The sequence below is a fragment of the Thermomonospora cellulosilytica genome (genome assembly GCF_014138835.1).
In the GTDB taxonomy this organism is placed as follows: Bacteria; Actinomycetota; Actinomycetes; order Streptosporangiales; family Streptosporangiaceae; genus Thermomonospora; species Thermomonospora amylolytica.
The window spans coordinates 496,045-511,337 of the sequence record NZ_JACJII010000001.1; the positions used below are offsets into that span (position 1 = coordinate 496,045).

At 71.9% G+C, this 15,293-nt stretch carries 13 protein-coding genes; 7 read left to right on the forward strand and 6 right to left on the reverse strand.

Annotation, left to right across the window (positions count from 1 at the left end; all coding sequences use genetic code 11):
• Positions 1 to 47: 47 nt before the first annotated feature.
• From HNR21_RS02400 to HNR21_RS02415, 4 genes are all read left to right on the forward strand, one after another.
• The gene (locus tag HNR21_RS02400; protein ID WP_182703847.1) at positions 48 to 1,445 is read left to right on the forward strand and encodes a GH1 family beta-glucosidase; all 1,398 of its coding nucleotides are present in this window, start codon (positions 48 to 50) and stop codon (positions 1,443 to 1,445) included.
• Positions 1,442 to 2,437, forward strand: coding sequence for a LacI family DNA-binding transcriptional regulator (locus HNR21_RS02405; RefSeq protein WP_220500013.1), 996 nt, complete (start codon positions 1,442 to 1,444; stop codon positions 2,435 to 2,437). Before HNR21_RS02400 ends, HNR21_RS02405 begins: the two co-directional genes overlap by 4 nt.
• A gap of 143 nt (positions 2,438 to 2,580) precedes the next feature.
• Positions 2,581 to 4,059 carry a cellulase family glycosylhydrolase gene (locus tag HNR21_RS02410; RefSeq protein ID WP_182703849.1) on the forward strand — a complete coding sequence of 493 codons (1,479 nt, stop codon included), beginning with the start codon at positions 2,581 to 2,583 and terminating at the stop codon, positions 4,057 to 4,059.
• 31 nt (positions 4,060 to 4,090) lie between these two features.
• The gene (locus HNR21_RS02415; protein ID WP_182703850.1) at positions 4,091 to 5,158 is read left to right on the forward strand and encodes a lytic polysaccharide monooxygenase auxiliary activity family 9 protein; all 1,068 of its coding nucleotides are present in this window, start codon (positions 4,091 to 4,093) and stop codon (positions 5,156 to 5,158) included.
• Between the two features lie 113 nt (positions 5,159 to 5,271).
• Here the strand turns inward: HNR21_RS02415 and HNR21_RS02420 are convergent, their stop codons facing one another.
• The 6 genes from HNR21_RS02420 to HNR21_RS02445 all read right to left on the reverse strand — a co-directional run bounded on the left by HNR21_RS02420 (position 5,272) and on the right by HNR21_RS02445 (position 11,273).
• Entirely contained in the window at positions 5,272 to 5,526 is a 255-nt protein-coding gene (locus HNR21_RS02420) for a Txe/YoeB family addiction module toxin (protein ID WP_182703851.1), read from the reverse strand.
• Complete coding sequence (locus HNR21_RS02425; protein ID WP_182703852.1) at positions 5,523 to 5,783, reverse strand: type II toxin-antitoxin system Phd/YefM family antitoxin; 261 nt, start codon at positions 5,781 to 5,783, stop codon at positions 5,523 to 5,525. Before HNR21_RS02425 ends, HNR21_RS02420 begins: the two co-directional genes overlap by 4 nt.
• Before the next feature lie 80 nt (positions 5,784 to 5,863).
• Entirely contained in the window at positions 5,864 to 6,586 is a 723-nt protein-coding gene (locus HNR21_RS35820; protein ID WP_182703853.1) for a hypothetical protein, read from the reverse strand.
• Positions 6,573 to 7,154 (reverse strand): SigE family RNA polymerase sigma factor, encoded by a 582-nt coding sequence (locus tag HNR21_RS02435; RefSeq protein WP_119728124.1) that lies wholly within the window; start codon positions 7,152 to 7,154, stop codon positions 6,573 to 6,575. Before HNR21_RS02435 ends, HNR21_RS35820 begins: the two co-directional genes overlap by 14 nt.
• A 63-nt stretch (positions 7,155 to 7,217) precedes the next feature.
• Positions 7,218 to 10,139: a glycoside hydrolase family 48 protein gene (locus tag HNR21_RS02440; protein ID WP_182703854.1), complete on the reverse strand. Its 2,922-nt coding sequence runs from the start codon at positions 10,137 to 10,139 to the stop codon at positions 7,218 to 7,220.
• A gap of 81 nt (positions 10,140 to 10,220) precedes the next feature.
• Positions 10,221 to 11,273 carry a LacI family DNA-binding transcriptional regulator gene (locus HNR21_RS02445; protein WP_312880791.1) on the reverse strand — a complete coding sequence of 351 codons (1,053 nt, stop codon included), beginning with the start codon at positions 11,271 to 11,273 and terminating at the stop codon, positions 10,221 to 10,223.
• A gap of 798 nt (positions 11,274 to 12,071) precedes the next feature.
• Here HNR21_RS02445 and HNR21_RS02450 point away from each other — a divergent pair.
• The 3 genes from HNR21_RS02450 (at position 12,072) to HNR21_RS02460 (ending at position 15,275) form a co-directional block, all read left to right on the forward strand.
• A complete protein-coding gene (locus HNR21_RS02450) occupies positions 12,072 to 13,823 on the forward strand; it encodes a glycoside hydrolase family 6 protein (protein ID WP_281402018.1) in 1,752 nt (583 codons plus the stop codon).
• A 141-nt stretch (positions 13,824 to 13,964) separates the two neighbouring features.
• Complete coding sequence (locus HNR21_RS02455) at positions 13,965 to 14,144, forward strand: hypothetical protein (protein ID WP_182708996.1); 180 nt, start codon at positions 13,965 to 13,967, stop codon at positions 14,142 to 14,144.
• A gap of 168 nt (positions 14,145 to 14,312) precedes the next feature.
• Positions 14,313 to 15,275 (forward strand): RNA ligase family protein, encoded by a 963-nt coding sequence (locus HNR21_RS02460; protein ID WP_182703856.1) that lies wholly within the window; start codon positions 14,313 to 14,315, stop codon positions 15,273 to 15,275.
• Positions 15,276 to 15,293 lie beyond the last annotated feature (18 nt).

Consider the following 15,293-nt stretch of genomic DNA (forward strand, 5'->3'; position numbering starts at 1 on the left):
TTCCGGCGGCCGGGACACGGCACGCCGCATCGGAGGGACTCGTACGCATGACGACGGTCGGCTCGACGACCACCGCCCGGACCGCCTCCCAGGCCTTCCCGGCCGGCTTCGTGTGGGGGGCGGCGACGGCGGCGTACCAGATCGAGGGCGCGGCGCACGAGGACGGCCGGGGACCGTCGATCTGGGACACCTTCGCCCGGCGGCCGGGCGCGGTCGCCGGCGGGGACACCGGGGACGTGGCCTGCGACCACTACCACCGCTGGCGGGAGGACATCGCGCTGATGGCCTCGCTGGGGCTGGGGGCCTACCGGTTCTCGGTGTCCTGGCCGCGGGTGCAGCCGGACGGGTCGGGGCCGGTCAACCCGCGCGGGCTGGACTTCTACGACCGGCTGGTGGACGGGCTGCTGGAGGCGGGGATCACCCCGTACGTCACGCTGTACCACTGGGACCTGCCGCAGGCGCTGGAGGACGCGGGGGGCTGGACCGTGCGCGACACGGCGTACCGGTTCGCGGAATACGCTGGCGTGGTGCACGACCGCCTGGCCGACCGGGCCGACACCTGGACGACGATCAACGAACCCTGGGTGGCGTCGTTCCTCGGCTACGGGGCCGGTGTGCACGCGCCGGGGCGGACCAGCGCGGACGACGCGTTCCGGGCGGCGCACCACCTGATGCTGGCGCACGGGCTGGCGGCGCGGCGGCTGCGCGAGGCGGGGGCGGAACGGATCTCGCTGACCCTCAACCTCGCCCCCGTGCTCTGCCCCGCGGACGCCCCGGGCGAGGCGGACCTGGCGGCGGTCGAGCTGGTGGACTCGCTGCTCAACCGGCAGTTCCTCGACGCCGCCCTGCGCGGGTCCTACCCCGACGCGGTGCTGGAACGGGCGCGGCGGCTCGGGCACGTCCGGGACGGCGACCTGGCGGTCATCGCGCAGCCGATCGACTCGCTGGGCATCAACTACTACAACCCGACCTACGTGCGGGCCGCTCCCGGCGCCCCGGAGAACCCGGCGTTCCCCGGCTCGGCGGGCGTGGCGTTCCCCTCGGTGGACCTGCCGACGACCGCGATGGGCTGGCCGATCGCCCCCGACGGGCTGACCGAGCTGCTGCTGCGGCTGCACCGCGACCACCCGGGGGTGCCGCTGGTCGTCACCGAGAACGGGGCGGCGTTCGACGACGTCCCCGGACCGGACGGCCGGGTCGCGGACCCGGCGCGGATCGGCTACCTGGAGGGGCATCTGCGGGCGGCGCACGCGGCGCTGGCGGCGGGCGTGGACCTGCGCGGCTATCTGGTGTGGTCGCTGCTGGACAACTTCGAGTGGGCCGAGGGCTACGGCAAGCGGTTCGGCATCGTGTACGTCGACTACGCCGACCAGCGCCGCCTGCCCAAGGACAGCGCACGATGGTACGCCGGGGTCATCGCGCGCAACGGACTGGAGGCTCCTTGAGGAGGCCGACTCTGGAGGCGGTCGCGGCCCGGGCGGGGGTCTCCCGGGCCACGGTGTCGCGGGTGGTGAACGGCTCCGACACGGTCAGGCCGGAGATCCGCGCCGCCGTGCTGCGGGCGGTCGAGGAACTGGGGTACGTGCCCAACTCGGCGGCCCGCAGCCTGGTCACCCAGCGCACCGACTCCATCGGGCTGGTGGTGTCCGAGCCCCCGTCCCGGGTGTTCTCCGACGACCCGTTCTTCTCCATCGTGGTGCGGGCGGTCAGCCAGGAACTGGAGAACGCCGACAAGCAGGTCGTGCTGATGCTGGCGTCGTCGGCGGCCGGGCACGCCCGGGTGGAACGGTACGTCGCCGGCGGGCACGTCGACGGGGTCATCCTGCTGTCGCTGCACGGTTCCGACCCGCTGCCCGCCGCCCTGCTCCGTACCGGGGTGCCGGTGGTCTCGCACGGGCGGCCGGTCTCCACGGTCCGGCCGCCGTACTGCGACTGCGACAACGTGGGCGGTGCCCGCGCGGCCGTGGAGCACCTGGTCGGGAAGGGACGGCGGCGCATCGCGACGATCGCGGGGCCGCCGGACATGACGGCCGGGCTGGACCGGCTGGCCGGTTACCGCGAGGTGGTGTCGGGATCCGACCGGCGCTCGCTGGTGGCCATGGGCGACTTCACCCGCGAGTCGGGGGCGGCGGCGATGCGGCAGCTCCTGGAGGACGACCCCGACCTGGACGCGGTGTTCGCGGCCTCGGACCTGATGGCGATCGGGGCGATGCACACGCTGCGCAAGGCGGGGCGGCGGGTGCCGGACGACGTGGCGGTGGTCGGGTTCGACGACATCGAGGCCGCCCGGTACACCGATCCGCCGCTGACGACCGTCCGCCATCCGATCGCGGAGGTCGCCCAGGCGATCGTGCGGATGCTGCTGTCGCTGGAGCCGGGACAGCGGCCCGAGCCGGTCATCCTGCCGACCGAGCTGATCGTCCGCGATTCCGCCTGAGCGCGCCGGCTTTCACGTTCTTCCACGCAAAAGTCCAGGTCCCGCCGGCGGCGGTTTGACAGGTTTGTGGGCCGCGCCGACTTTGGGAGCGCTCCGACGTTTCCGAGAACGGGACCTGGACAATGCGAAATCGTTCACGGCGGATGTGCGCCGTAGTTTCGGCGGCGGTGCTGTCGCTGCTGGCGTCACTGTTGTTCGGGATCGTTCCCGCGCAGGCGGCGCCCGGCGACGGGCCGTGGCGGGCGCGGGGCGCGCAGCTCGTCGACGCCGCCGGTGATCCGGTGCGGATCACCGGCATCAACTGGTTCGGCATGGAGACCGACACGTTCGCGCCGCACGGGCTGTGGGCGCGCGGCTACAAGGACATGCTCGACCAGATCAAGTCGCTGGGCTACAACACCCTGCGGCTGCCGTACTCCAACCAGCTCTTCGACGCCGGCGCGACCCCGAACGGCATCGACTTCACCAAGAACCCCGACCTGGCGGGGCTGTCCGGCCTGCAGATCATGGACAAGGTCATCGGCTACGCCGGGTCGATCGGGCTGAAGGTGCTGCTGGACCGGCACCGCCCGGACGCCGCCGGCCAGTCGGAGCTGTGGTACACCTCCGCGTACCCGGAGAGCCGGTGGATCTCCGACTGGCGGATGCTCGCCCAGCGCTACCGCGGCAACCGCGCGGTCATCGGCGCCGACCTGCACAACGAGCCGCACGGCGCGGCCTGCTGGGGCTGCGGCGACACCACCCGCGACTGGCGGCTGGCCGCCGAACGGGCCGGGAACGCGATCCTGGAGGTCAATCCCGACTGGCTGATCGTGGTCGAGGGCGTCGACTGCCACAACGGCGACTGCAACTGGTGGGGCGGCAACCTGCAGGGGGCCAAGGACCATCCGGTGCGGCTTTCCGACCCCGCCAAGCTGGTGTACTCGCCGCACGACTACGCCACCTCGGTGTACCCGGACCAGGATTGGTTCACCAGCCCCGATTTCCCCAACACGCTCGTTCCGCACTGGGACAAGAACTGGGGCTACCTGCACAAGCAGAACATCGCTCCCGTGCTGCTCGGCGAGTTCGGCACCACGCTGACCGCCGAGAAGGACCGCACCTGGCTGCGGATGCTGACGGAATACCTCGGCAAGGGCACCGGCGGGATCAACTTCACGTTCTGGAGCTGGAACCCCAATTCCGGGGACACCGGCGGCATCCTCAACAACGACTGGACCACGGTCAACCAGACCAAGCAGTCCTACCTGAGCCCCTACCTGATCCCGGTCGGCGGCAATCCCGATCCGGATCCCGACCCGGGCACGGGCGCCTGCGACGTGGACTACGAGGTCACCGGCTCGTGGCCGGGCTGGTTCCAGGCCCGGGTGAAGGTCGCCAACACCGGCTCCGCCCCGGTCAACGGCTGGGCGCTGACCTGGACGTACGGCGGCGACCAGCAGATCCGCAACCTGTGGAACGGCGTCGTCTCCCAGAGCGGCCAGGCCGTCACCGTCCGGAACGCCGGCCACAACGGGACCATCCCCGCCGGCGGCTCCACCGAGTTCGGCTTCCAGGCCACGGTCGGCGGCTCCAACCCCGCCCCCACGAGCTTCGCCCTCAACGGCACCACCTGCAAGTGATCGTTCCCTCACCATCCCCAAGGAGGAGAGCATGCGCAAACGCCGCGCGGCGGCGCTGATCGGAGCCGCCGCCACCGCGCTCACCGCGACCTCGGTGTTCGTCCTCACCGAGTCGGCGTCGGCGCACGGCGCGATGATGGTCCCCGGCAGCCGCACCTACCTGTGCTGGAAGGACGGCCTGACCCCGCAGGGCAACATCCAGCCCACCAACCCCGCGTGCGCCGCCGCCCTGGCGCAGGGCGGCACGAACGCCTTCTACAACTGGTTCGCGGTGCTGCGCTCGGACGGCGCGGGCCGCATGGAGGGCTTCATCCCCGACGGGAAGCTGTGCAGCGCCGACGCCAGGGTCTACGACTTCAGCGGCTTCGACCTGCCCCGCAACGACTGGCCCGTCACCCACCTGACCGCCGGCGCGACCATCCAGATGCGCTACAACAAGTGGGCCGCGCACCCCGGCACGTTCCGCTCCTACATCACCAAGGACTCCTGGAGCCCGACCCGCCCGCTGACCTGGGCCGACCTGGAGCCGGTCCCGTTCGACCAGGTCACCGACCCGCCGAGCGTGGGCGGCCCGGGCAGCGAGGGCTCGTACTACTACTGGAACGCCCGCCTCCCGGCCGGCAAGACCGGCCGCCACATCATCTACTCGGTCTGGCAGCGCTCCGACAGCAACGAGACCTTCTACAACTGCTCCGACGTGGTCTTCGACGGCGGCAACGGCGAGGTCACCGGCATCCGCAACGGCGGCACCCCGCCGCCCGGCCCCACCCCGACCGACCCGCCGCCGACCCAGCAGCCGGGCACGGTCTGCACGGCCACGTTCCGCCCGACGAGCACCTGGTCCGGCGGCTTCCAGGGCGAGGTCACCGTCAAGAACAGCGGCACCAACTCCACCAGCGGCTGGACCGTCCACATGAGCCTGCCGGGCGGCACCACCGTCAACAGCCTGTGGAGCGGCGCCCACACCCAGACCGGCACCGACCTCACCGTCAAGAACGCCGCCTGGAACGGCTCCCTGGCCCCCGGCGCCTCCACCACGTTCGGCTTCGTCGCCAACGGCACCCCGCCCACCACCGAACCCCACTGCATGTCCCCCTGACCGCCCCGTGAATCCGCCCGCCTCCTGCGTCCTCTCCGCAGGAGGCGGGCCTTTTCGTCGGTGGGGCGCGAAAACTCGGCCCATCGCATCCGGCGGGCGAGGGTCCTCACTCGTCAGTAGTGGTAACGGGCCTGAAGGATGATGAGCTCGTCATCGCGGGGAAGGTAGACGAGGCGGTGCTCTTCCGTGATCCGCCGGGACCAGGCGCCCTGGAGGGCGTGCTTGAGCGGTTCGGGTTTTCCGATGCCTCCGTACGGGTCGCGCAGGGCGTCGTCGATGAGACGGTTGATCCGTTTCAGCACCTGCCGGTCGGTCGAGAGCCAGGAGGTGTAGTCCTCCCACCCCTCGGGGGTGAAGGAGAGCTTCACTGCTGCTCGTCGGGGTCGATCAGCTCACGGATCTCATGACGGCCCTCCAGAGCATGCTGGTAGGCCGCGATGAGCCGGCGCATGTTGGCCGGAGAGCGCAGCAGGTGCGCGGTCTCCTCCAGCGCCTCGTACTCGGCGGCGGGCACGAGGTAGGCCCGGTTGTTCTTGGCGACGATCTCAACGGGTGCCCCGTCCTCGTTGACCTCGTCGATGAGGGGGAACAACCTGCGTCGCGCTTCGCTCGCGGTGATGGACATCTGGGGCCTCCACCCAATCTGGTACCAGATATTGTACCACTCTGAGCGGACGCTGAGGCGTCCCGTGACGGGCCCTCCGGTCAGAAGTGGCCGGTGATCGGGGTGGGGGTGGTCACGGTGTAGGTGTCGGCGGCGGGGCGGTGGCCGGGGCCCGGGGTGTACTGGGCGGCGAAGGTGTAGGTGCCGGGGCGGAGGGTGCGGCCCGCGTGCAGGGTCCAGTGGTAGATGACGGCCGTCCGGGTCGTTCGGGTCTGGGGGCGGTGGTCGGAGGCGGGGAGGGAGGACCAGGCGCCGGCCGGGGCGAGGGTTCCGGTGCGGGCCACCTGGATCGTCACCTGGAGGGACTTCAGGGGGCGGTGGACGTGCAGGGTCAGGCGGTTCTCCGCCCAGTACCGGGAGTTGTTGGGGGACAGGGACGCCCGGACGGTGACCTTGGGGCCCGGGGTGGGTCTGGTGGGGGCGGTGGTGGGCTCGCGGGTCTGCTGCCGGCCGGGAGCGGCGGCCCGGCTCGGGGGCGCGGAGGCGCCGGTGGTGCCCTGGCCCGCCAGCGGGAGGGACGGGAGGACGTCGGCGCGGTCGGCGACGGTCAGGGAGGTGACGGCCGCGATGGCGGCCGTGGCGGTCGCCGTGGCGGTGACGCTCCAGGCCCGCCGGTGGCGGCGGGCGGGGCGGGGCTCCGGCGGGCGCATGGCGGTCTCGACGCGGGACCAGATGCGGTCGCGGTCGGGCTGGTGGCGGGTCGCCTCCTCGTGCAGCCACCGGCTCAGCAGTGCGGTGGTCCGGTCCTGGTCAGGCTCGTGCACGTCGCCCCCTTCCCGGCCGGATCACCGGCCGCGCCGCCCCGCTCAGGGCCTCCTCCGTCGGCTGCGGAACCTCCCGCAGCATGCGCAGCAGCTCGGTCACGCCGCGGGAGGTCTGGCTCTTGACCGTGCCGACGGACACGCCCAGCACCCGGGCGGTCTCCTGTTCGGACAGGTCGAACGCCAGCCGCAGCACGACGCACGCCCGTTTTCGGTGCGGCAGCCGCTGCAGCGCGGCCCGTACGTCCACGATCGCCGGCACGTCGGGGTCGTCCCGCTGCTCCTGCTCGGCGGCGCCCAGAGCGGTGAGGCGGGAGCGTTCGCGCACCAGTGACCGGATCCGGCTGTTGCACATGTTGACGACGATCCGGCGTACGTAGGCCAGCGGCTGGTCGGCGCGGCGGACCCGGTCCCAGCGGTGCCAGGCGGCCGCCAGCGCGTCGGCCGCCAGGTCGTCGGCGGCGTCGGAGTCGCCCAGCAGCATCGCCGCGAGCCTGGCCAGCTCGCCGTGATGCCGTTCGAAGAACCTGCGGAACTCCGCCCGCGCGATCTCGTCCGTGGGTGACCCCACCGGTCGCCTCCCAGCAGATGGGCGCGGTGGGACGCGGTCGCCCGCGTCCCACCGCGCGTTCTGTCACTCCTCGAACAGCCGGCCGTAGTCGGCCATCGCCATCGCTATGTCGGCCTGCGCCCAGAACCGGTGGTACCGGAACACCGGCACCGTGGAGCTGGCTCCGGTCGCGTACGCCCACACCCGCTCATAGTCCGGGTCGTCCTCGTAGAAGGAACGGATGGACATGAACGTGGAGCTGGAGTTGATCGGGTCGCCGTTGGGCATCCGCCCGCTCCAGCCCGGCGGCACGTACACCGGGTCGTTGACCCGCTGGTAGTCCGACTTGGGCTCCGGAACCGAGACGCCCTGGGTGTCCTGGTGCTTCCACATGGCGTCGAGCAGGTTCTTGGCCGCGGTCCTGGCCTGCGCGTTCCCGGACCTGGCCGCGTAGGCGGTGAGGGTCCGGGCCAGGGCGGCGGTGGTCCCGACGTCCTGGGTGTAGTCGACCACGCTCACGTGCAGGCCGGTGTTGGCCGGGGGCATCCCGGTGCTGCTGGACCAGTTGGCGTCGGGCTGGCCGCTCCACCGCAGCGTGGACGGGATCCGGTACTCCCCGGTGGCCGGGTCGGCGCTGATGTGCGGCAGCACCCACGAGACCCACTTGTCGAGGATGGTCTTGGCGTCGGCGTTCCCGGTGGCGTTGTACAGCTCCGCCACCCGCTGCAGGGACCAGACCTGGAAGCCGAACCAGTTGTTGCTCGGCGGGTCGTGGTACACCGGCTGCCAGTCGTAGGCCATCCCGAAGAACTTCGGCAGACCGGCGGGCGGGGTGCTGTAGCTGCCGCCCCAGGAGTTGGTCACGCCGCCGGCGATGGCCCCCTCGGCGGACTGCAGCCACTTGTAGAGCTGCAGCTGCCGGGTGAGGCTGGCCTGCCAGTCGGCCTTGGCCGTGGCCCCCTTGGGCGCCATGGCGGGGTTGTTCACCAGGGCGTAGGCCGCCATCGGGTTCTGGTAGCCGAAGTGGGAGGCGCCGTCGCCGATGCGCCAGGCCCAGCCGCCGCTGCCGTCCAGCGACCCGCCCCAGGCGTAGTACCACGACAGTAGGTAGTGCGCGCTGGCCTTGCCGCTCGCCCCGGGGCACGAGGAGGCCGGGTAGCAGTCGCCGATCCGCTTGAAGTACTTGTCGAAGAACGCGTACCTCAGGTAGTCGCCGAGCTTGCCGGCCTTGGCGACCGTGGCGGCGACCTCACCGCCCTTGCCCTGCTCCTTGGCCCACACGTCGGCCCAGTAGGCGGCCTGGATCGCACGGGCGTCGGCGTCGGGGGCGTTGGTGAACTTCCACTGCCGCGCGTAGCTGGAGTCCTTGATGAACAGGTCCAGGTACCCGTTCGGTCCTCCGTACGCGAACCGGTCGCACGTGGGCTGCGGGATCGTCTCGAACACCGACTCCTGCGGTCCCCGCTGGTAGGTGTTGATGTACGAGGGGCCCTCGGCGTCGGGACCCTCCTCACACCCGCCGCCGGGGGTGTTGCCGTAGCCGTAGACGTTGTCCACGTCCTGCAGCCAGTGCATCCCGTAGATGTCGTCGGTCCCGTACGCGGACTTCAGCTCACCCGCGATGGGGTCGTCCCCCGTGGGCACGCTGGGGTCGATCTGCGACGGGTAGTCGTCCGGCTCGGGGTGCTCGGGCGCGTAGGTGGCCGGCGAGTTCGGCTGGTAGTAGGAGTTCGTCGGCTGATCCTCGCGGGTGGGGATCATGTACTTCTCCATGAGCGCCCACGAGGCGTTGAACGGCCCCCAGTTCTGGGTGACCTTCCCGTACATGGCCTCCAGCCAGATCAGGTAGCTGTAGGCCTCGGAGGTGGTCTCGTGCCCGTGGTCGGGGGCCTCCACCATGAAGGTCTCCACCGAGTGGTACGGGATGCCCTCGGGGCTGAAGTAGCCGTTGGCCGGGTCCTTGATCTTGTTGTACTGGTCGAGGAACCGCTCCACGTAGGTGCCGGTGGTCGCATCGACCTGCGTGACCTTCACCTCGGCCGACGCGAAGCCGGTCGCGGAGGAGGTGAACGTGGCCTCGCCCGTCCCCGTCGCGGCGGCGGTGATCTCGACCTGCTGGGCGGTGGACCAGTTCTGCGGCGTGAACGTCAGCGACTCCCCGCCGGTCACCGACAGCCCGCTGTTGCCGGACGTGCGCGCGGTGCGGACGACGACGTTCCCGCTGGGCTGCTCCGACAGCCGGACGCCGTACGTCACCGTGTCGCCCTGGGCCACGGTGAGGGTGCCGGGACTGGCGACGACGCTCGCCTGCTGCACCACCGTGATCCCGACCGGCGTGGACTCGGCGGTCGAGCCGTTGCTGTCGGTCGCCCGCGCGTAGACCGAGTGGTTGCCGGCCGTCCGGGGCTGCCAGTTCAGCGTGTACGGGGCGGTGGCGTCCTCGCCCAGCTCGCCGTCCTGGTTGAAGAACTCGACCTTGCTGATCGTGGCCCCGTCGGCGGCCCTGGCGTCGGCCGCCAGCGGAACGGTGCCGCCGAGCGAGAACGTCGCCCCCGCCGCCGGGCTGGTCAGCGCGACGGTCGGCGGGCCGGCGGTCTCGTTGCAGCGGACCCCGTTCAGCGTGAACGACGCCGGGTCGGCGTTGGTGCCGCTGTAGGTGAACTGCGCTCCCACGTTGATGCGCGCACCGGACGCCAGGGAGCCGTTCCACGCCTCGTTCTGGACGGTGATCTCCTGTCCGGACTGGGACCAGCGGCCGTTCCAGCCGGAGACCAGCCGCTGGTTGCCCGAGTAGGAGTACTTCAGCGTCCAGCCGTTGACCGCGTCACCGGTGTTGGTGATCTCGATGTTCGTGGTGAACCCCGAGCCCCAGTCGTTCTTGCCGTAGACGACCTTGCAGGACACGGCCGCCTCGGCACGGCCGGAGCCGGCCGTCATCAGCGTGCCGCACAACATCAGCGCGGCGCCCATCGCGGTGAGCGCTCGCCATCGGAACCGTTTTCTCATCGCCGCTCCTCCTGGCGGACTGGGGACAGGGGTGAACCGGCCGCCGACGCGTCGGGCACCGGCGGCCGGAGTCGCGGGGCGTCAGGCGGAGTCGCGGACGATCAGCTTGGTCTTGAGCACCACGCCCCGTTCGGGGGCGCTGCGCCCGCCGACGAGGCCGAGCAACTCGCGCACGGCGCGGGCACCGAGGTCCTCCACCGGCTGCCGGACGGTGGTCAGCCGCGGCCGGACCCGCCGGGCGATCGGCAGGTCGTCGAACCCGACCACGGCCACGTCGTCGGGGATCCGCCGCCCGGCCCGGCGCAGCGCGCGCATCGCGCCGATCGCCATCAGGTCGGAGGCGGCCACCACCGCGTCCAGGTCGGGCCGGCGTTCCAGCAGCCGGTTCATGGCGTGCTCGCCGGACATCTGGGTGAAGTCGCCGCGCCCGATCAGGCCGCTGACGTTGAGCCCGGCGTCCTGGGCGGCGGCCCGGTAGCCGGCCAGCCGGTCCACCCCGGGCCCCATGTCGGACGGCCCGGCGATGGTGCCGATGGCGCGGCGTCCGGTGGTCACCAGATGCTCGACCGCGGCCCGCGCGCCGCCCCGGTTGTCGGCGTCCACGAACGGCAGCCGGGTGTCGGCCAGCGGGCGGCCGGTCAGCACCACCGGGACCCGGACGGTGGCGTTCAGCATGGTCAGCGGGTGGTCGCGGTGCGAGCCGACGAGCAGCACCCCGGCGGTGTTGCCCGCCCGCAGGTACTCGGCGGCGGTGCGCCACTCCTCGTTGCGGCCGACCATCAGCACGACGAGCTGGGGGCCGCCCTCCAGCTCGCGCTTGACGCCGGCGAGCAGGCGGGCGAAGAACGGGTCGGCGAACACCCGCGAGCTGTTCTCGCAGAGCACCACCGCGATGGAACCGCCCGGGCCGAGGGTCCGCGGCGCGGCGCGGCGGCGCACGTAGCCGAGCCGTTCCACGGCCTGCTCGACCAGCATCCGGGCGTCGGGGCTGACGTGGGCGGAGCCGCTGAGCACGCGGGAGGCGGTGGCCGGGGAGACCCCGGCCAGGGCGGCCACGTGGGCCAGGGTGGGCGGCCGGTCACCGGTCGGCCGGTGGGTGCACGACGGTCGGACAGGCGACTGGGGAACGGTCACGCCTGCACTCCCTTCGGGGTTGCCCGGCCGGGGCGGTGACCGGGCGATGGCGGGGCGGGAAGGGTGAACCTTTCCCGGGCGCCCCGGCGGGCACGCCGGAAAAGGTTCTGTGGGAGCGCTCCCAGAGTGTGCGCCGCTCCGGCGGCTGTCAAGGAAAAGCGGCGCCGATGTCAACACCGGGTCATCGCCTGGACACATCGTTGTTCCAAGGCCCCGGTTATGACCAGGGAAAATGGGGCGCCGCACAACCGGCCGGGGCTCACCGGGCGCCATGAAAGGTGTGAAAGAAGGGTTGCCGGAACGGCCCGCACCGCTTACCGTCCCGGTGCGGAGCCGTGTCGCACCGGCCGGTGGGCACGGCTGCCCTGGCCTGGCCTTCATGGCTCTGATCATGGCGAACTCCGATCCCGGCCGCTGCGCGCGACCGTCCGGCGGGCGTTCGGCAATGGCCGCCCGAAAGGTTTCGCGGACCGCGCGACGGCATTGTTCGCATGCCGATCCCGCGCCCGGGCGAACGCCATTGCCCGACCGGTTCCCGGTCGGACGGGCGCGTTTTGCACGCCCCACCCGGATGGATGCCGGGCGGGGCACGCGAGCATCGGGCGCCGCGGAACGCTGCTCCCACTGTCAAGCGATCTCGGCACCTCCTGTCCCCTAGTCGTCACGGCGGCGCGAAAGGTTGCCGAGCCGTCGCGTGAAAGATGCTGAAAGCGTTCTGTACACCGCGCGGCCAGGCTGCTTCGCTCAATGGGAGCGCTCCCATAGGGGGCGCGGCAGTGTCGAGGAGGACAAACCCGCATGAGATCGCAAGGTTCACCGGCCCCGGCCGGCCCGCCCACCCGGTCCGCCCGGGCGCGGCGCGGCCTGGCCGCCGGGACCGCCGCGCTGATGCTGGCGGGCGGCGTGGTCGCCGCCGCCCAGCAGGCCAGCGCCGCGGCGTCCTGCAAGGTCGCCTACACCAAGAACGACTGGGGCTCGGGCTTCACGGCCAGCATCACGATCACCAACACCGGCGACGCCCTGAGCTCCTGGACGTTGCGGTACTCCTACTCCGGGAACCAGCGCCTGGCCTCCGGGTGGAACGGCCGCTGGTCCCAGTCCGGACAGCAGATCACCGTCCAGAACGAGGCGTGGAACGGCTCCCTGGCCACGGGGGCCACCATCAACGTCGGCGCGCAGTTCAGCTACAGCGGCACCAACGCCGACCCGACCTCGTTCACGCTCAACGGCACGCCCTGCAACGGCGACGGCGGCGGGCCGACCCCGACCCCCACCACGCCCACCCCCGACCCCACCTCCCCGGGCAACCGGCTCGACAACCCGTACGTCGGCGCCAAGCCGTACGTGAACCCCGAGTGGTCGGCCAAGGCCGCGGCCGAGCCCGGCGGCAGCCGGATCGCCAACCAGCCCACCGGCGTGTGGCTGGACCGGATCGCGGCGATCGAGGGCGTCAACGGCGGCATGGGCCTGCGCGACCACCTCGACGAGGCCCTGGAGCAGGGCGCGAACCTGATCCAGATCGTCATCTACAACCTGCCCGGCCGGGACTGCTCCGCGCTGGCCTCCAACGGTGAGCTGGGTCCCGACGACCTGCCCAGGTACAAGGCCGAGTACATCGACCCGATCGCCGCGATCATGGACGACGCCAAGTACGCGAACCTGCGGATCGTCACCGTGATCGAGATCGACTCGCTGCCCAACCTGGTCACCAACGTCAGCGGCCGGCCCACCGCCACCGAGATGTGCGACCGGATGAAGGCCAACGGCGGCTACGTCAACGGCGTCGGCTACGCCCTCAACAAGCTGGGCGCCATCCCGAACGTCTACAACTACATCGACGCCGGGCACCACGGCTGGCTCGGCTGGGACGACAACTTCGGCCCCTCCGTCGACCTGATCTACCAGGCGGCGAACGCCTCCGGCAGCACCCCCGCCAAGGTGCACGGCTTCATCACCAACACCGCCAACTACTCGGCGCTCAAGGAGCCGTACTTCACCATCAACGACACGGTGAACGGCACCTCGGTCCGCCAGTCCAAGTGGGTCGACTGGAACCGCTTCGTCGACGAGCTGTCCTACGCCCAGGCGTTCCGGGAGCGCGCGGTCCAGGCCGGCTTCGACCGGAACGTCGGGATGCTCATCGACACCTCCCGCAACGGCTGGGGCGGCCCCAACCGGCCCACCGGCCCCGGCCCGATGACCGACGTGAACGCCTACGTCAACGGCGGGCGCATCGACCGCCGCATCCACCTGGGCAACTGGTGCAACCAGGCCGGCGCGGGCCTCGGTGAGCGTCCCAAGGCCGCCCCCGAGCCCGGCATCGACGCCTACGTCTGGATCAAGCCGCCCGGCGAGTCCGACGGTGCCAGCAAGGAGATCCAGAACGACGAGGGCAAGGGCTTCGACCGGATGTGCGACCCCACGTACACCGGCAACGCCCGCAACGGCAACAACATGTCCGGCGCCCTCCCCGACGCCCCGCTGTCGGGCCACTGGTTCTCCGCCCAGTTCCAGGAACTGATGCGCAACGCCTACCCGCCCCTCAACTGATCTGTCCCACCTGAAGGCCGGGCGGACCCGTTCCGCCCGGTCTTTCCTTTTCCCTGCTCAGAGGGCGGTCAGGGCGGGAGCGAGCTTTTCGAGCCGGTCCGCCGTGGACTCCAGGTCGGGCGCCAGAACGGTGACGCACACGTGGTCGGCGCCGTCCGCCCCGACGTCGATCTGGCCGACGTGCGCGCCGCCATGACCGGCTGCCTGGCCATGGAACGCCAGCGCCGCGCCACCGGCTCCCCCGGCCGCCCCGCCCGCTACTGCAGCCCGGCCTGCCGCCAGAAGGCCCACCGCCGCCGCAAAGCCGCCCTCGGCCGCTGACGCCCCACGGCGACCACGGCGCCTCGAGACCGGCCCGGCACCGTCTGCGGTCACCGCACCGGCCGGTAAAGGAATTGATCTCCCGGTGAGGGCCGGGGATTCTGCTGGCGGACATCGCAGGAACGCGGGTGGGCGGCGGTCTCGCGTCGGCATGACGGGGGTGGGGCGTTGCGCTATCCGAAGATTCCGCAGAAGTTCGGGGACGGGCCGGTGCCCGGGGGCGTCTGGGTGGCCGAGGAGAAGGTGCACGGGGCCAACCTGGCGATCGTGACCGACGGGGAACGCGCCCGCGCCGCCTCCCGCCGGGGTCCGTTGGAGGAGGAGGCGCTCGACGCGTTCTTCGGGCTGGCGCGGATCTGGGCGGAGCTGGCGGCGGGCGCGGTGGCGGTGGCCCGCGGGCTGATCCGGGACCTCGAGGGCGTGGCCGAGGTCGTTGTGTACGGGGAGCTGGCGGGAGGGCGTTATCCGCACCCCGATGTGCCTGTGGTGGACGGGCTCGTTCCGGTGCAGACGGGGGTCTGGTACGCCCCGGACCTGGTGTGGCTCGGGTTCGACGCCGTGGTGCGCACGTCGTCGGGGGTGCTGTGGCTGGGGCGGGCCGAGCTGGAGGAACGGCTGTCCGGGGTGGGCTTGAGGTGCGTTCCGCTGCTGGGCCGGGGGCGGCGCAACGAGCTGCGGGAGCCGGCGGTCGAGTTCCCGACGCGCGTTCCGGCGATGCTGGGCCTGCCGGAGCTGCCGGGCAACCGCGCGGAGGGTTACGTGCTCAAGCCGGCGGGCTCGTGGGCGTCGTGGGAGAAGGGCGAGCGTCCGGTGTTGAAGGTGAAGCATCCGGCGTTCGCCGAGGACGCCCGCTACAACGGGGCGCGGCCGTTCGTCCCGCCGCCGGGCGGGGCCGCCGGGGTGGCGGGCTGGCTGCTGGCGGAGGCGGTCGACCGGCTGACCCCGGCGCGGGTGGCCGCGGGACGCAGCAAGCTGGGGCCCGCGGCCCGGCCCGAGGAACTGGCCGCCGAGGTGATCGAGGACCTGCTCACCGACCTCGCCGACGACATCGGCGGCCTGTCCGAGCCCGACCGTACGAGGCTGGCCGCCGTACTGCTGCCGGGGGCGCGCGTACTGATCGGCTCGGCCTGACAGGGGGGCGTGGCCGCG